Origin of the sequence: Acinetobacter sp. NBRC 110496, from assembly GCF_000876115.1 — a bacterium.
In the GTDB taxonomy this organism is placed as follows: Bacteria; Pseudomonadota; Gammaproteobacteria; order Pseudomonadales; family Moraxellaceae; genus Acinetobacter.
The window spans coordinates 149,851-172,067 of record NZ_BBTF01000001.1 but is presented as its reverse complement, the minus strand read 5'-3'; the positions used below and the strand labels follow the sequence as shown (position 1 = coordinate 172,067).

Sequence of the window (22,217 nt, the reverse complement as noted above, 5' to 3'; positions counted from 1 at the left end):
TATTACAAAAGTTGTGTGGATTTATAGCACACACTCTAGTGACAGGCCCGTAAAAAACCTATACTCGATTTATAACTTGATTATAGAAAACAATCGAACAAACAACAAATAATGTTTAGGTAAAAGCAGAGTAAAGTAGACAATCCGAACTTTATTTAAACAAGTCATGTAGTCTAAAAAGAAATATTTAAATTCATATGACAATTCTTCAGTTCGGTTTAAATCTTTTAGTTCAATTTAAACTGAAAAAATTAAAGAAAAGGAGTTTGAACATGAAAAGAATAGGCCTATCGGTATTTTGTAGCTTTTTCTTGCTGAGTACCTCCATGCTCTATGCTGAAAACTTGAAAAAACAACCTAAATTTACCGACTACCCTGTTCGGATGTACAAAGGACCCACGGCTCAACTGGATATGACTGATGACTATGCCCGTTTATTTAGAACACGATTATCACAAGGCCTAACAGAAAGACCAGATTATGCTGGAGAATATGTAGTAGTTGGTTGGGGCTGTGATGCAATGTGTTATAGCCTCACCTTAATTAGCAAAAAAACTGGTAAAATTTTACAGACATTCGGAGGCGAAACCGGAGAAAAATTGATTGATACCCAACCCAACAGTTTGCTATTGATCACACATGGTTCTGTCAAAGTGAATGGAAAAGACATTTATGCCAAAAAATTCTATCTACTCAAAAACAATCAGTTGAATCTAATTTACCATACACCCATTGCAGCAGAGCATGAAGATGAGAATGGAAAATTCAACCCATAAGACAATGATTTCAATGAGATATAGCAAGGCCTGCTTGCTATATCTATCACATTCACTATTTTGATGCTTTAACAATTTCAGCTTTATCAAAGGAGAACCAGCATTCACCTTGAGTTGCCCATTTTGATTCAGTCGTTCCCAACACACCAGTCACCGTAATTCGATCACCAACCTTTAAATTACTGATTTTATCGGTATTCACTTTTAAATCATCACGAGTCAATCCCTGTCCTTTACATTTCGCATTACTTGGATCTTTAAAGATAATCGCAATCTGGTTTTGGGAAATCACCTCACCTGTTTTAGTAATACGTGTAATGATTCCAGGTACTTCAAGACGCTGTGCATCCCACTTTCGCTTTGCTGTAATTTCATTCTGTTGCCAATCTCTCCAAATTTCTGACAGAGTTGCCTTCTTAGCAGGCCCTAAGCCACGGAAGTCTCCACTCAAAATATCTCCAGTTTTATTTAAAATTCCATCCGTTGCTGACATTGCTGAATCCAAAGTCTGACAAGCACTCAATGACAGACAGCCCAAAGCGACTAAAAGTGTTTTTATTTGCATATCTCAATTCCCTAGCATATCTAGCAAAACGCCATGTGAAAAAATAACATATTTACTTAAAAATGTGAATTTTTAACACTCGACTAAGGAGATTTTTCCAATAAAAAAAGCCACCCGTATGAGCAGCTCTTTCCTAAAAATCAAAAAAAGAATTTTCTATTTTTCGGTACATTTATAATCAAAATCCAAGGTGCTAATCATTCGATCAGTATTTCTTGAAATGACTGAAATATTATTCACCCCAGCTTCAATATAAAATTTACCACTAAACTGATTCGCTACTGAGCCACGATCATGATTGAAAGAATAGTTATAAATACATTCATAGGCCTGAGATCCTATATTTGAAGCATTAATCACAAATGAAGAGCCATTAATATTTGATACAAATTTTGGTTCTGCCCTTACAATGCTTGGTATCATTAAAAATGATAAAGCAAACGCGATAAATGTTATTTTCATCTCTATATTCCTTATTTTTTAATATTATTGTGAAGTAACTCACATTTTATATACATTTTATAAGGATTAAAGAGCGAAGAACAATTTATATACAAAGCTTACATAATCACCACAAAGATAGCTCCACAGATTAGAAAACAGAGCTAAGCATATAAATTTAATTAAAATATTTTTTAAACCAACTTAACCAACGTTCATTAGCTGAATAAACAACTCATCCATAACCAATTGGGTTTGTACATTTTGCTCAATCATTAACTTTTTCTTCTGTAAATCAGAATAAATCGTAAAGAGTGTCTCTAAACTATAAAACTCAGCCAGTGGCTTAAAATCCAAATCATCATTCTTTAATGATTGATTCAACTTTAAACTAATCAAATCCCCTAACAGATATTCAAACATAGTTATCCATTCAGCGAAATTTAATTCTTTAGACCACTTATTTGAATAGTTTAAAGGCATATTCTTTTCGGCAACCAACTTAAGCCAATCCTGTAGAAATAAGGCACGTTTCTGTAGCCATTCACTCTTTTCAATTTCAATAGCCGTTAAAGGCATATCATTGGCAAGGTTCAGCAATAAAGAAACTTGCTCAGCACTAATTTCAGGAATTTGCTGTTTTATAAATGCTTGTGCATCTGAGATCGTTAATCGATCTAAAGCAAAATGCTGTAATCGACTTCGAATCGTTGCTGGAAGTTTTAAGTAATGATCAGCCAATAAGATCAGTACCACTTTCTCGCCAGGTTCCTCCAACGTCTTAAGTAATGCATTGGCCGAGGCCGTATTTAATGCTTCAGCAGGCTCAATAACGACAACACGCCAACCTTCTCCTGTTTGCTGAACAAATGGGAGTAAATCTCGAATCTTTTCAATTTTAATTTTAGCATTTTGCTTTTTATTCTCTTCATCCGTGGTGATATGCACATAATTTGGGTGAGTGTCAGACTTTAACCATTGGCAACTCGTACATTCACCACAAGCAGCCTGCACTTGCTTATTCAAACAAAGAACCCAAGCCACAAATCGCGCCGCAAACTCTTTTTTTGCGCAGCCTTGCTTTCCATAAAACAAAAGGCCGTGCCCAAGCTCAGGAAACCGTGTAGTTAACAATTCCCATGTTTGGGTATGCCAAGGATATTTCACCGTAGATTGAATATCGACCATAATTATTGAAAGGCACTCACAGGCATAGTGTTTAATCGATCCAGATCCGCTTGCGTATCAACGCCTGGTGGTAAATTGGCTTCTGCAACGGCTATGGCAATACGATGACCATTTTCAAGTACACGCAGTTGCTCTAGACTTTCTAATTTCTCAAGATGCCCCTGTTCCCAAGTGATATACTCTTGCAGTAATTTAACACGATAAGCATATAAACCTAAGTGACGGAAAGCTTGATCATGCAATGTTGGCTCAGCCAGTTTCGCACCATCACGATCATATGGAATAGTGGCACGGCTAAAATATAGCGCCTCATTACGCTTACTCATGACCACTTTGACAATACTATCTCGCCGAAACTCATCCAGCTGATGAATCGGTTCACATAGTGTTGACATTGAGCACTGCGGATTGTCGACCAAAAGTTGGCTAACCTGCTGAACAAGCTGTGCTGGTAGCAATGGCTCATCCCCCTGTACATTGACGATAATATCATCTTGCAACCATCCCTTCAGCCGCGCAACCTCACTTAAACGGTCTGTACCTGAAGGATGCTCTGTACTGGTGATGACCACATCAACGCCTTCTGCACGGCATACTTCAGCAATCCGCTCATCATCTGTCGCTACACAAAGGTCATCAAAGCCAGCAACTTTTTTGGCTTGATCAACCACACGCAAAATCATTGGGCGGCCATGAATAAGCAATAAGGGTTTTGCAGGCAGGCGAGAACTCGCAAAACGAGCCGGAATAACAATATGTTTCATGGTCGCTCTCTAAGAAAATTGAATACCAACTTGCTGTAGTTGCGACTTCAGCAAATCATAGCAATCAGATGATAAAACAGCCTCAACGGGTACAACCCAGATTGGAATATTAAATTCAGAGTTTTGCTTTAATAATGCCTTGAACTTTACCGCATCTTTCTCAGTGGTAATAATCGCATCATGATTATCGAAAGTTAGATCAGCAATCTCATAATCATGATGATCTGGAAACTCATGGGCCTGATATTGCTGCACCTTCAAGGTATTCAAAGTTTGATAAAAACGCTGTGGAAAGCCGATGCCAACAACTGCATTAAAGTACTGACTGGCATCAAACCATTTCGTCTCTACATCAGGATTTAACAGATAAGGTTCCCCAACTGCTAAATGCATATTTCTTTGTGCTTGTGCAGTTTTAGTATGTGCAATCACGGTGCTTTTTTTTAAGCGTGATTTGGGCTCACGCAAATATCCTTCAGGTAAGAGTTTTTCATTGCCTAAACCACGATTCTGATCCAATACAATCCATTCGATTTGCCGCGCTAAAGCCCAATGTTGCAGGCCGTCGTCACTAATAATTAGATCAAGTTTTTCATTTTCAAGAAGCAACTCAATAGCAGCTTGTCGGTTTGGCCCAACAGCCATCGCTACACCGGTCGATTGTACGATCAGACAAGGTTCATCCCCTGTAGCCTCAGGTTCTGAACCCTTCGTCACCAAAAGTGGAAATGGGCCTGTGCCACCATAACCACGGCTAATTACTCCAACTTTTAAATGATGCTGCTGTAAGTACTTAACCAACTGGATCAATAACGGTGTTTTACCACTACCACCAACTGTAATGTTTCCAATCACCATAACAGGCACTGGCGCTTGATAAACAGGCTTAATTCCATGTTGATACAGCGCCTGATTCGCACAAAAACCGAGTCGATATAACCATGACAATGGGCGCAACAGCACTAACCACGAAGCCTGTTCATTCCAAGCATCCTGAATCCGCTGTGCCATCGACATGCTTAATTTTCCTCAAAATTGCGTTGATGTAGTTGATAGTACATACCATGCTTGGCAAGCAATTCAGCATGTGTCCCTTGTTCAATAATTTGCCCTTTATCCATGACTACGATCATATCTGCATTTTCAACTGTTGAAAGACGATGTGCAATTACAATTGTAGTACGTCCTTGCATGGCTTCATCAAATGCCTGTTGGATGAAATATTCAGATTCATTATCGAGTGCACTGGTCGCTTCATCCAAAATCAAGATCGGAGAATCTTTTAAAATCGCCCTTGCAATTGCGATACGCTGACGCTGACCACCTGACAAATTCAGGCCTTGTGCCCCAAGAATCGTGTCATAACCTTGTGGCAAGTTCATGATAAAATCATGTGCAAATGCTGCTTTAGCGGCTGCAACAACCTGTTCATCAGTCGCATCTTGTAGCTGACCATAAGCAATATTATCACGCACTGAACGGTTAAAAAGTACGACCTGTTGATTCACTGTCGAAATTTGTGACCGCAAATACGACAATTCAATATCTTGAACAGGAATATTATCAAAATAAATTTTCCCTTCGCTTAACTCTTGAAAGCGTGGCAACATATTCACCAGTGAGGTTTTTCCTGCGCCAGACCGTCCTACCAATGCAATAGTTTGTCCTGCTTTGATATCCAAAGAGAAGTCTTTAATTGCATGCGTGCCATCTTCATAACGCAAATTCGCATGCTCAAATTTAATATTACCGTGTAAGACTGGTTTAAGCTGTCCGTTATTGACTTCTTCAGGCATATCCAGCAATTCAAATACGGAATGTGCTGCGGCTAAACCACGTTGTAGCTTTTCATTGATATCAGTTAAGTTTTTTACTGGTTTTGAAATTAAACCTGCTGCAGTAATATAAGAGACAAACTCACCTGCAGATGTATCACCCAATACCTGTGGACGTAGAGCCAACCACAAAATGATTGCCATTGCCATCGACAATAACAGTTGAATGATCGGACTATTAATATTCTGTACCACCACCATTTTTAAACCGCGGCGCAGGTTCTCCTCAGAAGACTTATAAAAACGCTTCTGTTCAAACGCTTCACCGGTAAAACTCTTTACAACAGAGTTTCCTGTAATGGTTTCTTGTACCACGTGGTTGACATCGCCCATGGTATTTTGGACCTGGATCGACAGTTTCCGCATCTTTTTCGATGCAATTCTCACCAGCAAACCAATAAATGGCATAAAAACCACAATACATAGGGTTAAACGCCAATTGGTATAAAGTAAATAACTCAATAAACCAACAACAATCAAACCATCTTTAATCAATGTTTGCAGAGATTCGGAAGACGCTGCTGTTAACTGCTCTACGTTATACATCAGTTTCGCACTGATATGACCCGCACTGTTATCAAGATAATATTGTGATGGGAGCCTTAAAAGTTTTGCATAAACTTCCTGGCGAATGCTAAACACCAAACTGCGTGAAATCACCGCAGAAAAGTAACCACCGAGAAATAGACCAAAACCACGGAAAAACATCAATAAAACAATTAGCGCTGGAAACCAATCCAGATTTGTTCGGCTACCTTCTTGAATGGCATCAATAATGTACTTCAACAGTTTTGCCACAGAAACTTCTGTCGCTGCATTGATTCCGAAACCAAGCAAGACTAATAAGGCAACGCCCCAATAAGATTTTAAATACGATATTAAACGGACATAAACCTTAAAATCCTGATTCACTCAGTAAAACCTCTTGTTGGAACCTTGGTGCTGATATTGACGTTAACAAAACCGAGTTGACCGGCAACATCCATCACGCGAATCACGTCTTGATGCGCAGCTTTGGCATCAGCCGCAATAATGAACATAAAATCACGACGATCTTGTGCAATCTGCTTGATAGCCGTGCTTAAATCAGCAATATCCTTGCTTGATAAAGCTTGACCATTAACAGAATAATGTCCTGTGGAGTCTACCATGATTTCAATTTTGTGATCGAATTGTTTAGGCGGAACACCTTGTGCATCGGGTAATGTCAGATTTATACGACTTTGCTGACTAAATGTCGTCGATAATAATAAAAACACCAAAATAAATAACATACAGTCAATCATTGGTGTCAAATTGATATGAATATCTTCAACTTGAGAGCGTTTAAATTTCATATGAACACCTCGGCTTAGCTTGCACGACGATGTTCATGTGCATAAGCTGCTTTCTTATAAAAAAGTGCAGCATGAAATAGTGTTGATTGCTGTTCTAATTCGGCAACATACTCATGTACTACTCGTTGAAAATAACGATAAGCAATCATTGCAGGAATCGCAATCAGCATCCCTACAGCAGTCGTAATTAAAGCTTTGGAAATACCTGGCATCATCATACTGGCATTACCCGCTGAACCGACATCAATCACTAAAAAAGATTCAATAATCCCGAGCACTGTTCCCAGCAAACCCAACAAAGGAGCAATCGCGCTCAAAGTTCCCAAGAAGTTAATATTTTTTTCAAGATGACTAATCTCTTGAGATGCGGTTGCTTCCATCTGAGCACGCGCAAATTGCTCACCCTGATCTTGATGGTCATAACCTGCTTTTAAAATACGACCTAACGGGCTTTTTGATGCTTCCTGTTGTTGTAAATGTTGAATCACCGACTCGGCATCAGAACCACTGATAAGCAAAACTTGCGGTAAAACTTGTGACCGTTTTAAACGAATGTATCGTTCAAGTGCAATGGCAACCGTAAAAATTGATGAGAGAATAAGGGGCAGCATTAACCAACCACCCGCTTTCACAAGTTCCCACATATTATTCCCCAATAATATTTAAAATATAAAAGGATGGAACAGGATTCGTTCATCATTCAATTATCTTTACAGACCCGATAAAGGAACCCAATCCTTAATATTAGTTAGGTAAACAAATATTGAGGATTCCATCCAACTCATCCAATGAGTGGTAATGAATGACCATTTTCCCTTTACCTTTTTGGTTATGGTCAATTTTCACATTTGCCCCGAAACGCTCTGACAGCTTCAGAGTCAACTGTTCAATATCAGGAGATACCTGAACCTTTTCTTTTTCAGGTTTTGGTTCACTCCACTCACGAACTAACTGTTCAGTCTGTCGTACCGACAAACCTTTTTCAATCACGATCTGTGCAACCGCGATTTGATCTTTTGCTTTCAAAGCCAAAATAGCACGGGCATGTCCCATATCAATCTGACCTTGTTGCATCAAATCTTTAATTGGATCTGCCAAGCTGAGTAAACGTAATAAGTTACTGACTGTCGTACGCGCTTTGCCAACAGTATCTGCAATTTCTTGATGGCTCAAACCAAACTCATCATGGAAACGTTGTAGAGCCACCGCTTGGTCAATCGGATTCAAATCTTGACGTTGAATATTTTCGATCAATGCCAAAGCAATCGCGACTTGATCATTTAAGTCACGCACAATTGCAGGAATTTCTGTTAACCCTGCTAATTGTGCCGCACGCCAGCGTCGCTCACCTGCAATAATTTCATAGGGGTGTTGTTCATCGTCGACAGGACGAATCACAATCGGTTGCATCACGCCATGTTTTTCAATCGATGCGGCAAGCTCTTGTAAATCTTGTTCTTGAATAAAGCGACGTGGTTGGTATTCGCCACGCTTCAATAAATTGACATCAATTTGCTTGAGTTGACCATGATCCAAGGCTTGTGCTTCAAGTTGCAATTTTTCTTTTTGAATTGAACCCAATAGCGCATCTAAACCACGACCTTTAGCCAATCCGCGTTTTTTGATGCTCATACCGCACTTCCTTTTTTCACTTTACTTTTCTTCAACATTTCAGCGGCTAGGTTCAAATATGAAACAGCGCCTTTAGAACTTTTCTCAAAATAAATCACTGGCAACCCATGCGCGGGCGCTTCTGCCAAACGAATATTTCGGGGAATGACCGTTTCATATAACTTTTTACCAAAATATTGCTCCAGCTCTGCTGACACATCACGTGTCAATGCATTCCGAGCATCATACATGGTACGTAATACCCCAACAATTTCCAAGTTTGGATTAAGGGCTTTTTGTATACGATCAATCGTTTGAGTGAGATCAGCCAAACCTTCCAAGGCATAATATTCGCATTGCATTGGAATAATCACACCATTAACCGCAGCTAAGGCATTCACCGTAATCAGGCTTAAGCTTGGTGCACAATCCACTATAATATAGTCAAAGGCAGCATCGACCTCTTGCAATGCATTTTTAAGAATAAACTCTCGTCCTTCCTGCTCTGCAATCGCCAACTCTACGCCAGCAAGCTCTCGGTTTGCCCCAAGTACTTTATAACCTACTTCTGCTTTTTGAATGGCAGTTTCAATCGGCACTTCACCCAACAACACATCGGTCACAGAATAAAGTAAATCATTCTTTTGAATACCAGACCCCATGGTGGCATTCCCTTGCGAGTCCATGTCGACCAGCAAGACACGTTTTTTCAAGATCGCCAAAGAAGCAGCAAGGTTGACTGCTGTCGTGGTTTTTCCGACACCACCTTTTTGGTTTGCAATCGCAATAATTTGAGCCATGACTTCCTCTTAATATTTTTATTGAATGCGTTGAAGTAAAAGTAAATGACGTTGTTCATCTAATCTCGGGACACGAAGTTCAATGATCTTACATGAATACTCATCTTTCATCTGTTCAACTTCATCCGCTGGCACCAAGCCTTTCATTGCAGCAATAATACTCTGCTCATGCATATAAGGTTGTGCCGCATCCACAAAGTCAGTCAACGAAGCAAATGCCCGGCTGGTAATCACATCAAACTGCCCCAACTCGCCAATGCTGTCTTCATTTTCAACACGTGTTTGCACAGCAATAACATTTTTCAATTTCAAATCAGCAATAAACTGCTTCAGGAAACGAATTTTTTTCCCATTTGAATCCAATAATACACAAGAACGTTCTGGCTGACATAAAGCAATGATCATGCCCGGCATTCCGCCACCTGTCCCAACATCCAGTAAACGGCCTTGTGGTAAATCATTTAAGATACTTAAACTATCCAACAAATGTTTAACCAACATTTCTTTCGGCTCACGAATCGCCGTTAAGTTGTAGGCCTTATTCCACAGCACTAGAGCATCTTGATATTTCAATAAGAGTGTTAGGCTATCCTCACTCAGGTTTAAACCCAGAGCTTGACTACCTTGCTTTAATTCTTGAAAAAAAGGATGCATAACAGTGCAACATCTCGATAAATTTGCTGTGCAGTATACCGATTTCTGATACAAGGCACAGTAGGACTTGTTGAACGATTATGCAGTTAAACATTTACAAGCATGATAAACTGCACAATCCGCTAATTTTTTGTCTGTTCTTATGCAAATCACAGATAGACAAAGCATTTTTCTTAGGGCTATTGACATTTCAGCCGTGCATTGTGCTATCGGCTAAAATGCCATAAACAAGCCATAACCTTATGCAAATACACCTTGTTGGATTTGCTGATCCAGTTGTTGCAAACGCTCTGGTGTACCAACATCCACCCAAATTGCCTGCATCTTTTCAGCTGAAACCTGCTGCTGTTGCATCGCTTGTTTCAGTAATGGTGCTAAAGGCCGTTTACCGTTTTCCAATCCATTAAACATCTGTGGATCAAATATCGCAACACCACTATAAGTTAATGCCTCACCAAACTGTTCCTGCTCAAAAGTATAAGCTAGATTATTCGCAAGAATAAAATCACCTTTCAAATGCTGTGGTGGATTCTCCACCAGCACCAAATGTGCTTGCTTACCATCTAACTGAACACTGAGCAATGAAGAAAAGTCCATCGTGGTCCAGACATCACCATTCACCAAGATAAAAGGCTGATCACCCAGCAAAGGTAAAGCATTAATGATGCCACCTGCCGTTTCCAACCCCTCACCTTCATGCGACCATAAGATCGTCACACCAAATTGCGAACCATCACCAAGCGCCGCCACGAGCTTGTCAGCCAACCAAGCCGTATTAATCACGATCTCAGTCACGCCAATCGCTTTAAGTTTCTCGATATGCCAGACAATCAGTGGTTTTCCCCCAACCTCAAGTAAAGGTTTAGGGGTATGTAATGTTAAAGGCCGCATGCGATTACCCAAGCCTGCAGCTAGAATCATGGCTTTCATTATGCTGCAACCTCGTAATCACCATATTTTGCAATAAATTTCGGCATGACTACATCACGGATAAACTGCATGAAATCATTCAGTTCATCATAGCCTTGGCTTTCTTCAAGCAAATACCACATCACACGTGGTAAATCTTTTAAATAACCAGATTTACCATCACGTTCAAACAGGCGTACAAAGATACCTAAAATTTTCAAATGGCGCTGAATTGCCATCAAGTCCGCATCTCGCTTGAATTGCTCAAAACTACGGTTTTCTTTTGCTGCCGCGGGTAATAAGTTATAAAACACCTCAAACCATTCATATACACGCTCAGCATTCCACTGTACATAAGCATCACGTGTAATCGAAATCAAATCATAGGTATCCGCACCAATCACGGCATCCTGAAAATCAATCACGCCAAGCTCTTGCTCATTTTCAATTTTCATCAAGTTACGACTGTGAAAATCACGATGTACAATCACTTGTGGTTGATGAGTTGCCTCAATCGCAAGGAAATCAAATGCCTGTTCAATTGTTTCCAACTGCTGCTCTGTCGGTTGAATATTCAGTGAAGGCAACATCCAATCCGTTAGCAAACGCATTTCAGTCATTAACTTTTCGTATGAATAAGCTGGCAATTGCCCATGACCATCGACCTGTTGCAACGCTATTAACTGCTTAAAGCTTTGTGCGTAGTACTGATCAACCGTGTGATCTGTGAGCAGTGTCGAAAGTACAACATCACCAAAATCTTCCAGCAATAACAGACCATGTGCTAAGTCTTTCGCAATAATATGCGGAACACGCACACCATGTTTGTCAAAAAACTCATCAATACTTACAAATGGTGCACAATCTTCTTTTTCAGGAGGCGCATCCATAAGCATGTATGTTTTGTTTTGTAATCCAATTCGCGCATAACGACGAAAGCTTGCATCTCCTGCTAAAAAATTGATCTCAAATTGATCAGATTGGAGAGTGGCTTGAAGCCAAGTTTGTATCAATTGTTCACGTTGTGTATTCATTTGCAATAAAATCTAAAACTAGCTGAGATTTTGAAAGCTTAAGTGTAGCCACTTATCAACTTTTTCTCTATGATGCGACAATAATTAATTGTGAATTAGCGTACTGGTTAATGAGACAATGAAACATCAGTTTAAATTTAATCCTTTAGCAACAGCTATTTTGACACTCTTGTGTGGCGGCTCGATCCAGTCTGGTTTCGCAGCTCAAGCTGATGCTGTCTCTACGCTTGACAACAAACAGCTCAAAGCAGCAATTCGAAATCAAGGACAGCAAGATCAAGAAAGTTATCCTGGGGAAAGCTTTTTCCAGCAATATTATGTAGATAAATCTGCGCCAGAAGCACAGTTACGTGATAATCGTTATTTAAGTTCTTCCTTTTGCCAAGGGACTTGGGTCACTCCAATTAATCCCCAAACAAAAGCAGGCAACGAAAACACCACGACTTCTGTCATTACTGCTGATTATGGACATTACAACCCTACAGGTGACTCAGTCCTACAAGGCAACGTCGTAATCGATCAAGAAGGTCGTACGATTCGTGCAGATCAAGTTACTATTGATTCAACCCAAACCTATGCCAATGCCGAAGGTCGTGTTCAACTCGCCCAATCTGGCTTACTCAGCCAAAGTGATGAAATTAACTATAATTTAAAGACCCAGACAGGCGATTTAAATAATAGTTACTACATTTCTGAACAACAGCATGCACACGGACATGCAAGCCAGATTAAACGTGCCAATGAAAATTTAGTTATTTTAAAAGATGCGAGCTATACAGCTTGCCCACCAGAACAGAAACCAGCCTGGAAAATTCAAGCGAAACAAATTGAATTAAATCAGGATACGGGGCGCGGTGTCACTCGTGGTACAAAACTTTATGTGAAAAACGTACCTGTACTTGCAGTCCCTTATTTCAACTTCCCAATTGATGATCGCCGTACTACTGGCCTGCTCAGCCCACTTTTCGGCTATAGCAATGATGGCGGGGCTCAACTTGCCACACCAGTTTATCTCAATCTTGCACCTAACTACGATCTTACGCTAACACCAAGCTATATGAGCAAGCGTGGCGAAAAACTAGATGCTGAATTCCGTTATATGACGGAAAACTTTGGTTCGGGCCGTATTTGGGGCGGATATATTGCTAAAGATAAGCAATATGGTGATGAAAATCGTGATGACTTACACTTCCTTCATCACTGGAGCATTAATGATCAATGGTCAACTAATTTAGAATATAATTACGCTTCTGATAAAGACTATTTTGCGGATTTCAATCACAACCCAAATACAAGAACCGATCTCAACTTACGTCGAGCCTGGGAACTGAATTATCGCAATGGTATTCCAGGTCTAAAAGCTCAATTGAAAGTTGAAGACTTCCAGACACTCGATAAAACGATCCCTGATGCAAATAAGCCATATGCTCGATTGCCTCAATTTTTATTAAACTACGTTACAGGTGACCCACAAGGGCTACAATACGAGTTTAACAACGATACCGCTTACTTTAAAAAATCGATCAATGATGGCTCTGCGCTTGAGTCAAGTGGTACGCGTATCTATAACCAGTTTGCAGTTCGATATAATTATCTCACGCCATCTTGGTTCTATGCAGTTCCTGAAGTATCTGTTCGGAGTATTAATACCTATTACGACCAAGATACCAAAGCAAACCTTAGATCTGACAACCAAGAAAAATCTGTTGTCGTACCTCAGTTTACTTTTGCAACAGGTCTAACATTTGAAAAAGATGGAAAATACCTTCAAAGTATTTCTCCACGCGCTTTCTATGCCTATTCACCATATAAAAACCAAGACAACAATCCAAACTTTGACTCAACGACAGCCTCGGTCAATTATGATCAACTGTTCAACCCATATCGCTTTTATGGGCATGACCGCTTAGATGACAACAATTTCTTATCGCTTGGTATTACCTATAGCTTGTTAGACACTGAAGGTTTAGAACGAATTAAAGCCAGTATTGGTCAAAGCTATTATTTTAGTGACCGTCGTGTCAGCCTAAACGAAAAACTGGATGAGTTCGACACTCAGCGCCGTACTGGACCTATTGTAAGTCTTTCTAGTCAACTCAACCAAAATGTCACCATCAGCTCCAACTCCGCATGGACAGAAAATGGTGACAACGCACAACGAGATTTACAAGCGTACTATACGGGTGACAAAGGTAATCTTTACAATCTGGGTTATTTCTATAGAAAAAAAATTACAGACCGACAAGATGCCTACGATCAAGTTGTTGCATCCTTTATACAACCTGTGAAGGACAATTGGCGTATCATGGGCCATGCCCAATATGATATCGACAACAATGTTATGCGTGAATATTTACTCGGTGTAAATTACGAGTCGTGTTGTTGGGCTGTATCCGTCTATGGTCGTTCTTACTACAATGATTTAGATGATCCAAACACCCCAGGCGTTCATAAAAAGAATGCTGTTATGGCTGAATTCACTCTCAAAGGCCTAGGTGCTTTAAACAACAAACTTGCTTCTCTGCTTGAGAATAGAGTTTTAGGTTTCGACAAAATTAATCAATCTTGGACACAACGTTAATGAAGATAAAACCTTTTCAACATATCTTTAAAGCGACTGTTCTCGCTGCCCTAATTTCTTCATCAATGCACAGCTTTGCACAACCAACGGATGAGGTTGTTGCAATTGTTGATAGTAGTGTCATTCTTAAAAGTGATTTAGAACAAGGAGTTGCTGAAACAGAGCATCAGTTAAAGGCGCAAAATAAAACAATTCCGCCACAACAGTATTTACAAATGCAAGTACTGGATCAACTGATTATTCGTCAAGCTCAATTAGAGCAAGTCAAACGTTATGGCATCAAACCTGACGAAAAAAGTTTAAATGCGGCTGTTTTAAAAATCGCGAATCAATCAGCTGCAAACTCACTTGAAGCATTCCAGCAAAAGCTGGATTCAATCGCACCAGGAACTTATGAAAATTTACGTAACCGTGTTGCCGAAGACCTTGCTATAGGACGTTTACGCCAACAACAGGTTATGTCTCGTATCAAAATCAGTGATCATGATGTCGAAAACTTCTTAAAATCTCCTGAAGGTCAAGCTGCCCTTGGCACACAGGTCCACGTATTACATATGCGTATCTCTGGAGAAAATGAGAAGGACGTACAGCAAGTTGCTCAACAGGTTAAACAATCGTTAACAAATAGTGATGATACAAAAGCGATCAGCTCTAAGCTATCAACAGCTTCAGTTAAGGTCGATGGTGCAGATATGGGCTTCCGCTCACTCGCAGAAATCCCAACTGAACTTTCGGCACGTATTGCACCACTCCAAATTGGACAAACCACAGAGTTAATCAATGTTCGTGATGGCGTACATGTATTAAAATTACTTGAACGTAAGCAAAACGATCAGAAGGCCTTGGTTCCGCAATATCAGACCCGCCATATTTTGATTCAACCTTCTGAAGTTGTCAGTGTAGATCGTGCGAAACAAATGATCGATAGCCTTTACAACCGCGCTAAAGCAGGTGAAGACTTCGCAACACTGGCTGCAACCTACTCAAATGATACAGGTTCGGCGCGTGATGGCGGTAGCTTAGGCTGGGTTAGCCCGGGCGTTATGGTCCCTGAATTTGAAAAAGTGATGAAAGACACCCCTGTCGGACAAATTAGCAAACCATTCCAAAGCCAATTTGGTTGGCATATCCTGCAAGTGACGGATACACGCCAACAAGATATGACCAAAGAAGTGCAAGAACGTATGGCACGTCAGATTTTAGGTGAACGCTTATTTGATACTGAGGTGGATAGCTGGATGCGAGAGCTACGTGCAAACGCCTATGTTGAAATTAAAGATGCCAATCTAGACTCCAAAGCAAAGCAAAAATAATTGATTTAAAAAAATACCAGCAAATTGCTGGTATTTTTTTAAATCACAAATGAAAAAAGCGGCTATGGCCGCTTTTTTCATTTCACAAATAACGCTTAGATTACTTGTAACGATCAACCATTTTCTCTAAAGAAATTGGGCGAATCTTACTCGCATTACCCGCTGTGCCAAATGCTTCGTAACGAGCAACACAGATCTCTTTCATTGCTTCAACAGTTTCACCGAAGAATTTACGCGGATCAAACTCGCTTGGTTTCTCAGCCATCATACGACGCATTGCGCCTGTAGACGCCAAACGCAAATCGGTATCAATATTAATCTTACGCACACCATGCTTGATCGCCTCAACAAGCTGATCGACAGGTACACCATAAGTCTCTTTAATATCACCACCATATTGGTTAATCACAGCCAACCACTCTTGTGGTACAGAGCTTGAACCATGCATAACAAGATGTGTATTTGGTAACGCGGCATGAATTTCTTTAATACGGTCAATGGCCAAGATATCGCCCGTAGGTGGACGAGTAAACTTATACGCACCATGCGAGGTACCCACTGCAATTGCCAAGGCATCGACATTGGTATCTGCAACGAATTGAGTTGCTTCTTCTACAGAAGTTAACAACTGAGAATGGTCAAGCACACCTTCTGCACCAACACCATCTTCTTCGCCAGCCATACCAGTTTCAAGGCTACCTAGGCAACCAATCTCACCTTCAACCGACACACCACAAGCATGCGCCATTGCCACAACACGACGAGTTACATCTACATTGTAATCGTATGTTGTTGGTGTTTTACCATCTGCACCCAATGAGCCATCCATCATCACCGAGCTAAAGCCCAATTGAATAGAACGTTGGCAAACATCTGGACTTGTACCATGATCTTGATGCATTACCACCGGAATATGTGGCCACTCTTCAATCGCAGCTAAAATAAGATGACGTAAGAAAGGTGCACCCGCATATTTACGTGCACCCGCCGAAGCTTGCACGATCACAGGTGAGTTTGTTGCATCCGCAGCGAGCATGATTGCACGCATTTGTTCTAAGTTGTTTACGTTAAATGCTGGTACGCCGTAGTTATGTTCTGCAGCGTGATCCAAGAGCTGGCGCATTGAGATTAGAGCCATAATATCCTCCCAGGTAATGCGCCATATTCTACATGCTGATGTATTTCAATTCAGCAACTAATCACAGGAATTATAAAAAAATCTTCAGTCTTTTGTGTAATTTGAGTAGCAAACCTTATGAAATAAGCAAAAAGACCAAATCATGTGATGATTTGGTCTTTTCAAAGAAGATCTTATCGTCTTAATCAAATACCTTATAAGACTTAGCAATAACCTTCTAAACGCGTTAATGGTAATTTTTTACCAATCGCTTTTTCAATCTCAGGTAAATAGAATGCATCATCTTCAGACAGGAAACTGATACTGACACCTTGCGCTCCCGCACGACCCGTACGGCCAATACGATGTACATAATCATCTGATTGCTCAGGTAAGGTGAAATTGATCACGTGCGAAACCCCATCGACATGGATACCACGACCTGCAACATCGGTTGCAATCATAATATTATTCTTACCTTGCTTGAACTGATCGAGCATTTTCAGGCGTTTATCTTGTGCAATTTCACCAGATAACATCCCGACCTTATAACCATCACGCTTTAAATGATCATATAAACGACGAACCTGATCACGGCGATTCGCAAAAATCATCACCTTATCAATTGGTTCTTCACGCAAGATTTCTTGCAACAACTTATATTTATCCTGCTTCGCAACCACATAAACACGTTGTTCAACATCGTTATTTGTTTTTTGTTCAGGTTCAATTTCTACCGTTACAGGCTCAAATAACCATTGACGTGCAAGATTCAAAACATCATAGCTAAATGTTGCAGAGAACATTAAGGTTTGACGCTGCTCTTTGAATGGCGAATAACGGACAATTCGTTTTACCGATGGAATAAAGCCCATATCGAGTAAGCGATCAGCCTCATCAATCACCAGAAATTCAATTTTGTCTAACCAAACTTCTTTTTGTTCAACAAAATCGATCAAACGCCCTGGCGTTGCCACGATAATATCAACGAAGTTTCGATCCAACATTTTCTTTTGTTTTTCAAAATCCACACCACCCAACAGCGTTACGAGGTGCAAATTTGAAAATTTCGTTAATGCTTGTGCATCACTTTCAATCTGTAATGCTAACTCACGTGTTGGCGCTAGAATTAACGCACGTGGTTCACCACGGAAACGTTGTTCTTTCACTGGATTATTAAGTAGATCATTGATCACACTAATCAAAAAGGCCGCAGTTTTACCTGTACCTGTTTGCGCTCGACCAATGGCATCATGCCCTGCCAATGTATATTTTAAAACCTTTTGTTGAATTGGGGTCATTTGTGTAAAACCCAAAGCATCAATCGCTTTCTTCAACTGCGGATGTAAATTTAAGGTTTCAAAACCAGACGTCATATATGCTCTCGAACCATCAGTGATCAAAAGAAAGTGGCTATTATAAACAAAAACGCCCCAAATTACATTGGAGCGTTTTTATATTGCGTATAAGGCAACAAATTAGTCTAAAGGCTGAACGTTTTCAGCTTGGAAACCTTTTTGTCCTTGAACTACGCTGAATTCTACGCGTTGGCCGTCACGTAAAGAACGGTGACCTTCACCAACAATTGCACGGAAATGAACGAATACGTCATCACCGCCATTACGTTGAATAAAACCAAAGCCTTTAGTGTCGTTAAACCACTTTACTACGCCTTGTTCACGAGCTGTCATAAGTCAATCCTCAGATTTTGAAAGATAAGGACCTTCCGGTGTTGCAAACAGCAGAGCCAACAAGGTTTTAAAATATTTATAATTTTAAAGCTTGTAATCATTCTGTAAAACTATCAACAATTTCCGGTTACATCCATTTGTTATTAGGGTTTATTACAATAATATTGCATTAAACTCTTCCTAAAACGCATCGAGCTTATCACGGGTTTATGACAATTAATAGAATTATTTTTAGTTATTTCCCTAGTTTCTATCTGTTTTTTTCACTAATTTAGCTATTTTTTTAATGAAATTTTTCTCTCAAAAATTACGCAAAAATTTGTTAATATAATTTTGAATGAAACAATTTAAATGCATATGACTGATACCCCCAATTCTCCTGAAATAATTGATGCACTCGGACAGCCTTGCCCTATGCCATTACTCATGTTGAAACGCGCGTTAAAGAAAACTGAAGGTTCAAAACAATATTTACTGAAATCTTCTGATCCACACAGCGAAATTGATGTAACACGATATTGCAAAATCCAACAACTTCAATGCCATACACAGAAAATTTCAGACCATGAATTTCACTATTTAATTGAATCTATGTAATTCTTTGCTAAACTCTTGGTTAAAGATAAAATTGCTTAATTTACATTTCTATACTCAAATTTCCTTAGTGATGAAGAACATTCGCATTAAGATGAAATTGTTGACTCAAATATCATCCTATAAGGAGACTCCATGACTACTGACAGCAGCAATCAATTGATGCCCCTGTCATTGTCTGCGCCAGGTGTAAACCTTGGTGCATATATCAGTACTGTCAATCAAATTCCAATCTTAACGGCCGAGCAGGAAAAAGAACTTGCTGAGCGTTATTATTATGACCAAGACCTTGATGCTGCCAAACTATTGGTAATGTCACACCTACGCTTTGTCGTACATATTGCACGTAGTTATGCAGGTTATGGATTACCACAAGGTGATCTTATTCAAGAAGGTAACCTCGGATTAATGAAAGCGGTAAAACGCTTCGATCCGAATATGGGTGTTCGCTTAGTTTCTTTTGCTGTGCACTGGATTAAAGCCGAAATACATGAATATGTGATTCGTAACTGGCGTATTGTCAAAATCGCAACGACCAAGGCACAACGTAAATTATTCTTTAACTTACGTAGCCTTAAAAAATCAAGCAAACGACTCACTTTGGAAGAAGCGAAATCAATTGCCAATGATTTGAACGTCACACCAGAGCAAGTGCTCGAAATGGAAGGTCGTTTAACCGCTTATGATGCTGCTTTTGAAGCACAAGGTGATGATGATGACGATACACCACATACTGCTCCTGCACTTTATCTAGAAGATAATCGTTACGACCCTGCGCGCCTCATTGAAGAAGAAGATTATGAAGAGCAAAGTACCTCTGCCTTACACGAGGCAATGGAACAGCTTGATGATCGCTCTCGTAATATCTTACAACGCCGCTGGTTAGATGATGATAAATCGACTTTGCATGAACTGGCTGCTGAATATAACGTTTCCGCAGAACGAATTCGCCAGCTTGAAAAAAATGCAATGGAGAAAATCAAGACTGCAATGTCTGCGAGCTAGAACCAATACAAACACAAGGGCTTTAATGCCCTTTTGTTTTATCTGGCTTTGTTTAAGCCCTCGAATATGTTAACTTTGTTCATCAAATTTCCAGTTCCATTATCATTATGTGGATAGCTATCTCGGCGCTTAACCTTGCGCTTGCAGTTATGTTGGGTGCTTTTGGTGCTCATGGACTCAAATCTTTTGCAACCCCAGAGCAGCTCGCTTGGTGGGGTACAGCAACTCAATACTTTTTCTATCATGCGATTGGTTTGCTTATCTTGGGTGTCCTGCATAAAACCACAGCAACCTTCCCAATAAAAATTCCTTTTATTTTGATCCAAATTGGTATCATCTTTTTCTGCGGTTCGTTGTACATTATGGCGCTCGGCCTGCCTCGAATCTTAGGTGCAATTACCCCAATTGGCGGCGCATTTATGATTGCGGGCTGGTTGTTACTCGCATGGCAAGCAATCAAGCATGCGAAATAAGGATTGATCATGCACATCTATTTAAATGGCGAGTCAACAGACACGTCTTGTGAAAACCTACAGCAATTGATTCAAAGCTTAGCCTTAGAAGGCAAACGCTTCGCTGTAGAGAAGAACCAACAGATTATTCCGAAAAGTAGACTTGAGCAAACCGCAATTGCTTCTGAAGATCGTATTGAAATTATTCAAGCTGTTGGTGGCGGCTAATTGGCTAAAAATGGAGTAAGCCCATGCAAGATTCCCCTTTAATTATTGGTTCTCGTACTTTCCAATCTCGTTTATTGGTTGGGACAGGTAAATATAAAGACCTCAATGAAACTGATTTAGCCATTCAAGCCAGTGGCGCCGAAATTGTTACCGTGGCAATTCGTCGTGTAAATATCGGACAGCATGCTGATCAGCCGAACTTGCTTTCAGTAATTCCACCAGAGAAATACACGATTTTGCCGAATACTGCAGGCTGCTTTGATGCGGATAGCGCAATTCGTACCTGTATGCTGGCACGTGAACTGCTTGATGGTCACAATCTAGTGAAGCTAGAAGTGCTCGGTGATGAAAAAACCTTATATCCGAATGTAACCGCAACACTTAAAGCAGCGCAAACCTTGATTGATGATGGTTTTGAGATCATGGTTTATACCTCAGATGACCCAATTGTTGCACAAGAACTTGAGAGCATGGGTTGCGTTGCGATCATGCCCTTGGGTAGTTTAATTGGTTCTGGCCTTGGTATTTTAAATCCACATACCATTTCCATCATCAAAGAAAATGCCAAAGTTCCGGTCTTGGTTGATGCTGGTGTTGGTACTGCCAGTGATGCTGCCATTGCAATGGAATTGGGTTGTGACGGCGTACTCATGAATACAGCAATTGCTGCTGCGCAAAATCCAATTTTGATGGCTTCTGCCATGAAAAAAGCAGTTGAAGCAGGTCGTGAAGCATTTTTAGCAGGTCGTATGCCACGTAAGCGTATGGCGAATGCGAGTTCACCTGAGACTGGTTATTTCTTTAAGTAATTTGTTTAACGAAGGGATAAATTCTATTCTTTCGTTACTTTTCTTTTATAAACTACGCAATTATGATGAAGATGTGTTCAGCTTAACTCTAGTAAAATTAACACATTAGCTAAACCTTATTGTTAAAAAAATATCAAATTCTTTCTTATTTTACAATGCTGATATCTAAGAGTATAAAATGAAGTTGAATGTAAAAAAATTCTAACTTTTTAGTGTTAGCAATTTGCTTAGCATATTTTTCAACTTATATGACAAATAAAGATTACAAGAAAAATGAGAGGAATATTGCTCAAATATTCCAACACGATACAGAATTACATGAAAAATATGGAACGATAGAAAATTATAAACTAAGAAAATCTGGCTGGTATTCTGGAGATAGCCAAGACCATATATCATATTATTACTATCATTTCTATATAAAAGGAAATCGGAAAGATGGGGTGATTGAGTTAAAAATTTATGAAAACCAAGAAAAATACGCAATAAATTATATTCAATAAACTCTCAGAT

At 39.9% G+C, this 22,217-nt stretch carries 25 protein-coding genes; 9 read left to right on the top strand and 16 right to left on the bottom strand.

All coding sequences use genetic code 11. The annotated features are described in order from the left end of the window. The first annotated feature begins 272 nt into the window (after nucleotides 1–272). Nucleotides 273–776: a hypothetical protein gene (locus Aba26S_RS00915; protein ID WP_043969774.1), complete on the top strand. Its 504-nt coding sequence runs from the start codon at nucleotides 273–275 to the stop codon at nucleotides 774–776. A 55-nt stretch (nucleotides 777–831) separates the two neighbouring features. On the opposite strand, the gene Aba26S_RS00910 is transcribed toward Aba26S_RS00915, so the two are convergent. The 13 genes from Aba26S_RS00910 to Aba26S_RS00850 form a co-directional block, all read right to left on the bottom strand. Then, nucleotides 832–1,341, bottom strand: coding sequence for a hypothetical protein (locus Aba26S_RS00910; protein WP_005241888.1), 510 nt, complete (start codon nucleotides 1,339–1,341; stop codon nucleotides 832–834). Nucleotides 1,342–1,497: 156 nt separating this feature from the next. Continuing rightward, nucleotides 1,498–1,803 (bottom strand): hypothetical protein, encoded by a 306-nt coding sequence (locus Aba26S_RS00905; RefSeq protein ID WP_005241889.1) that lies wholly within the window; start codon nucleotides 1,801–1,803, stop codon nucleotides 1,498–1,500. A 183-nt stretch (nucleotides 1,804–1,986) separates the two neighbouring features. Then, entirely contained in the window at nucleotides 1,987–2,970 is a 984-nt protein-coding gene (locus Aba26S_RS00900; protein WP_005241890.1) for a hypothetical protein, read from the bottom strand. A gap of 2 nt (nucleotides 2,971–2,972) precedes the next feature. Continuing rightward, nucleotides 2,973–3,734, bottom strand: coding sequence for a 3-deoxy-manno-octulosonate cytidylyltransferase (kdsB, locus tag Aba26S_RS00895; RefSeq protein WP_043969773.1), 762 nt, complete (start codon nucleotides 3,732–3,734; stop codon nucleotides 2,973–2,975). Nucleotides 3,735–3,743: 9 nt separating this feature from the next. Continuing rightward, on the bottom strand, nucleotides 3,744–4,751 hold the full coding sequence (gene lpxK, locus Aba26S_RS00890; RefSeq protein WP_043969772.1) for a tetraacyldisaccharide 4'-kinase: 1,008 nt from the start codon (nucleotides 4,749–4,751) through the stop codon (nucleotides 3,744–3,746). Between the two features lie 2 nt (nucleotides 4,752–4,753). Further along, on the bottom strand, nucleotides 4,754–6,481 hold the full coding sequence (gene msbA, locus Aba26S_RS00885; protein WP_043969771.1) for a lipid A export permease/ATP-binding protein MsbA: 1,728 nt from the start codon (nucleotides 6,479–6,481) through the stop codon (nucleotides 4,754–4,756). Further along, complete coding sequence (locus tag Aba26S_RS00880) at nucleotides 6,478–6,906, bottom strand: biopolymer transporter ExbD (protein WP_005241894.1); 429 nt, start codon at nucleotides 6,904–6,906, stop codon at nucleotides 6,478–6,480. The genes msbA and Aba26S_RS00880 overlap by 4 nt, the downstream gene beginning before the upstream one ends. A 14-nt stretch (nucleotides 6,907–6,920) precedes the next feature. After that, a complete protein-coding gene (locus Aba26S_RS00875) occupies nucleotides 6,921–7,550 on the bottom strand; it encodes a MotA/TolQ/ExbB proton channel family protein (protein ID WP_005241895.1) in 630 nt (209 codons plus the stop codon). 100 nt (nucleotides 7,551–7,650) lie between these two features. Continuing rightward, on the bottom strand, nucleotides 7,651–8,538 hold the full coding sequence (locus Aba26S_RS00870) for a ParB/RepB/Spo0J family partition protein (protein WP_005241896.1): 888 nt from the start codon (nucleotides 8,536–8,538) through the stop codon (nucleotides 7,651–7,653). Further along, a complete protein-coding gene (locus Aba26S_RS00865; protein WP_005241897.1) occupies nucleotides 8,535–9,317 on the bottom strand; it encodes a ParA family protein in 783 nt (260 codons plus the stop codon). Before Aba26S_RS00865 ends, Aba26S_RS00870 begins: the two co-directional genes overlap by 4 nt. 18 nt (nucleotides 9,318–9,335) lie before the next feature. Then, the gene (gene rsmG / locus Aba26S_RS00860) at nucleotides 9,336–9,971 is read right to left on the bottom strand and encodes a 16S rRNA (guanine(527)-N(7))-methyltransferase RsmG (protein WP_005241898.1); all 636 of its coding nucleotides are present in this window, start codon (nucleotides 9,969–9,971) and stop codon (nucleotides 9,336–9,338) included. A gap of 240 nt (nucleotides 9,972–10,211) precedes the next feature. Beyond that, on the bottom strand, nucleotides 10,212–10,901 hold the full coding sequence (gene murU, locus Aba26S_RS00855; protein WP_005241899.1) for an N-acetylmuramate alpha-1-phosphate uridylyltransferase MurU: 690 nt from the start codon (nucleotides 10,899–10,901) through the stop codon (nucleotides 10,212–10,214). Beyond that, nucleotides 10,901–11,914, bottom strand: coding sequence for an aminoglycoside phosphotransferase family protein (locus Aba26S_RS00850; RefSeq protein ID WP_043969770.1), 1,014 nt, complete (start codon nucleotides 11,912–11,914; stop codon nucleotides 10,901–10,903). Before Aba26S_RS00850 ends, murU begins: the two co-directional genes overlap by 1 nt. Before the next feature lie 118 nt (nucleotides 11,915–12,032). Here Aba26S_RS00850 and Aba26S_RS00845 point away from each other — a divergent pair, with 118 nt between their 5' ends. Both Aba26S_RS00845 and Aba26S_RS00840 read left to right on the top strand, forming a co-directional pair. Continuing rightward, nucleotides 12,033–14,495 carry an LPS-assembly protein LptD gene (locus Aba26S_RS00845; RefSeq protein WP_043969769.1) on the top strand — a complete coding sequence of 821 codons (2,463 nt, stop codon included), beginning with the start codon at nucleotides 12,033–12,035 and terminating at the stop codon, nucleotides 14,493–14,495. Next, entirely contained in the window at nucleotides 14,495–15,808 is a 1,314-nt protein-coding gene (locus tag Aba26S_RS00840) for a peptidylprolyl isomerase (RefSeq protein ID WP_043969768.1), read from the top strand. The genes Aba26S_RS00845 and Aba26S_RS00840 overlap by 1 nt, the downstream gene beginning before the upstream one ends. A 100-nt stretch (nucleotides 15,809–15,908) precedes the next feature. Here Aba26S_RS00840 and fba read toward each other — a convergent pair whose 3' ends face one another. The 3 genes from fba to Aba26S_RS00825 all read right to left on the bottom strand — a co-directional run bounded on the left by fba (nucleotide 15,909) and on the right by Aba26S_RS00825 (nucleotide 18,616). Continuing rightward, nucleotides 15,909–16,946 (bottom strand): class II fructose-bisphosphate aldolase, encoded by a 1,038-nt coding sequence (gene fba, locus Aba26S_RS00835; RefSeq protein WP_005241903.1) that lies wholly within the window; start codon nucleotides 16,944–16,946, stop codon nucleotides 15,909–15,911. Between the two features lie 203 nt (nucleotides 16,947–17,149). Then, on the bottom strand, nucleotides 17,150–18,301 hold the full coding sequence (rhlB, locus tag Aba26S_RS00830) for an ATP-dependent RNA helicase RhlB (RefSeq protein WP_005241904.1): 1,152 nt from the start codon (nucleotides 18,299–18,301) through the stop codon (nucleotides 17,150–17,152). A gap of 102 nt (nucleotides 18,302–18,403) precedes the next feature. Next, nucleotides 18,404–18,616: a cold-shock protein gene (locus Aba26S_RS00825; RefSeq protein WP_004911569.1), complete on the bottom strand. Its 213-nt coding sequence runs from the start codon at nucleotides 18,614–18,616 to the stop codon at nucleotides 18,404–18,406. A gap of 357 nt (nucleotides 18,617–18,973) precedes the next feature. On the opposite strand from Aba26S_RS00825, the gene Aba26S_RS00820 reads away from it, so the two are divergent. The 6 genes from Aba26S_RS00820 to Aba26S_RS00795 all read left to right on the top strand — a co-directional run bounded on the left by Aba26S_RS00820 (nucleotide 18,974) and on the right by Aba26S_RS00795 (nucleotide 22,207). Next, entirely contained in the window at nucleotides 18,974–19,213 is a 240-nt protein-coding gene (locus Aba26S_RS00820; protein ID WP_043969808.1) for a sulfurtransferase TusA family protein, read from the top strand. Between the two features lie 132 nt (nucleotides 19,214–19,345). Continuing rightward, on the top strand, nucleotides 19,346–20,215 hold the full coding sequence (rpoH, locus tag Aba26S_RS00815) for an RNA polymerase sigma factor RpoH (protein WP_005241906.1): 870 nt from the start codon (nucleotides 19,346–19,348) through the stop codon (nucleotides 20,213–20,215). Between the two features lie 107 nt (nucleotides 20,216–20,322). After that, entirely contained in the window at nucleotides 20,323–20,688 is a 366-nt protein-coding gene (locus Aba26S_RS00810) for a DUF423 domain-containing protein (protein WP_043969767.1), read from the top strand. Between the two features lie 9 nt (nucleotides 20,689–20,697). Next, entirely contained in the window at nucleotides 20,698–20,895 is a 198-nt protein-coding gene (gene thiS / locus Aba26S_RS00805; RefSeq protein WP_043969766.1) for a sulfur carrier protein ThiS, read from the top strand. A gap of 23 nt (nucleotides 20,896–20,918) precedes the next feature. Next, on the top strand, nucleotides 20,919–21,704 hold the full coding sequence (locus Aba26S_RS00800; RefSeq protein ID WP_004639328.1) for a thiazole synthase: 786 nt from the start codon (nucleotides 20,919–20,921) through the stop codon (nucleotides 21,702–21,704). Nucleotides 21,705–21,952: 248 nt separating this feature from the next. After that, complete coding sequence (locus Aba26S_RS00795) at nucleotides 21,953–22,207, top strand: hypothetical protein (RefSeq protein ID WP_043969765.1); 255 nt, start codon at nucleotides 21,953–21,955, stop codon at nucleotides 22,205–22,207. The last annotated feature ends 10 nt before the right edge of the window (nucleotides 22,208–22,217 follow it).

What these genes read in the sequence shown, in the direction of transcription:
- Aba26S_RS00915 (WP_043969774.1), top strand. Translation starts at nt 273, where the DNA reads ATGAAAAGAATAGGCCTATCGGTATTTTGTAGCTTTTTCTTGCTGAGT.
- Aba26S_RS00910 (WP_005241888.1), bottom strand. Translation starts at nt 1,341, where the DNA reads ATGCAAATAAAAACACTTTTAGTCGCTTTGGGCTGTCTGTCATTGAGT.
- Aba26S_RS00905 (WP_005241889.1), bottom strand. Translation starts at nt 1,803, where the DNA reads ATGAAAATAACATTTATCGCGTTTGCTTTATCATTTTTAATGATACCA.
- Aba26S_RS00900 (WP_005241890.1), bottom strand. Translation starts at nt 2,970, where the DNA reads ATGGTCGATATTCAATCTACGGTGAAATATCCTTGGCATACCCAAACA.
- kdsB (WP_043969773.1), bottom strand. Translation starts at nt 3,734, where the DNA reads ATGAAACATATTGTTATTCCGGCTCGTTTTGCGAGTTCTCGCCTGCCT.
- lpxK (WP_043969772.1), bottom strand. Translation starts at nt 4,751, where the DNA reads ATGTCGATGGCACAGCGGATTCAGGATGCTTGGAATGAACAGGCTTCG.
- Aba26S_RS00880 (WP_005241894.1), bottom strand. Translation starts at nt 6,906, where the DNA reads ATGAAATTTAAACGCTCTCAAGTTGAAGATATTCATATCAATTTGACA.
- Aba26S_RS00875 (WP_005241895.1), bottom strand. Translation starts at nt 7,550, where the DNA reads ATGTGGGAACTTGTGAAAGCGGGTGGTTGGTTAATGCTGCCCCTTATT.
- Aba26S_RS00870 (WP_005241896.1), bottom strand. Translation starts at nt 8,538, where the DNA reads ATGAGCATCAAAAAACGCGGATTGGCTAAAGGTCGTGGTTTAGATGCG.
- Aba26S_RS00865 (WP_005241897.1), bottom strand. Translation starts at nt 9,317, where the DNA reads ATGGCTCAAATTATTGCGATTGCAAACCAAAAAGGTGGTGTCGGAAAA.
- rsmG (WP_005241898.1), bottom strand. Translation starts at nt 9,971, where the DNA reads ATGCATCCTTTTTTTCAAGAATTAAAGCAAGGTAGTCAAGCTCTGGGT.
- murU (WP_005241899.1), bottom strand. Translation starts at nt 10,901, where the DNA reads ATGAAAGCCATGATTCTAGCTGCAGGCTTGGGTAATCGCATGCGGCCT.
- Aba26S_RS00850 (WP_043969770.1), bottom strand. Translation starts at nt 11,914, where the DNA reads ATGAATACACAACGTGAACAATTGATACAAACTTGGCTTCAAGCCACT.
- Aba26S_RS00845 (WP_043969769.1), top strand. Translation starts at nt 12,033, where the DNA reads ATGAAACATCAGTTTAAATTTAATCCTTTAGCAACAGCTATTTTGACA.
- Aba26S_RS00840 (WP_043969768.1), top strand. Translation starts at nt 14,495, where the DNA reads ATGAAGATAAAACCTTTTCAACATATCTTTAAAGCGACTGTTCTCGCT.
- fba (WP_005241903.1), bottom strand. Translation starts at nt 16,946, where the DNA reads ATGGCTCTAATCTCAATGCGCCAGCTCTTGGATCACGCTGCAGAACAT.
- rhlB (WP_005241904.1), bottom strand. Translation starts at nt 18,301, where the DNA reads ATGACGTCTGGTTTTGAAACCTTAAATTTACATCCGCAGTTGAAGAAA.
- Aba26S_RS00825 (WP_004911569.1), bottom strand. Translation starts at nt 18,616, where the DNA reads ATGACAGCTCGTGAACAAGGCGTAGTAAAGTGGTTTAACGACACTAAA.
- Aba26S_RS00820 (WP_043969808.1), top strand. Translation starts at nt 18,974, where the DNA reads ATGACTGATACCCCCAATTCTCCTGAAATAATTGATGCACTCGGACAG.
- rpoH (WP_005241906.1), top strand. Translation starts at nt 19,346, where the DNA reads ATGACTACTGACAGCAGCAATCAATTGATGCCCCTGTCATTGTCTGCG.
- Aba26S_RS00810 (WP_043969767.1), top strand. Translation starts at nt 20,323, where the DNA reads ATGTGGATAGCTATCTCGGCGCTTAACCTTGCGCTTGCAGTTATGTTG.
- thiS (WP_043969766.1), top strand. Translation starts at nt 20,698, where the DNA reads ATGCACATCTATTTAAATGGCGAGTCAACAGACACGTCTTGTGAAAAC.
- Aba26S_RS00800 (WP_004639328.1), top strand. Translation starts at nt 20,919, where the DNA reads ATGCAAGATTCCCCTTTAATTATTGGTTCTCGTACTTTCCAATCTCGT.
- Aba26S_RS00795 (WP_043969765.1), top strand. Translation starts at nt 21,953, where the DNA reads ATGACAAATAAAGATTACAAGAAAAATGAGAGGAATATTGCTCAAATA.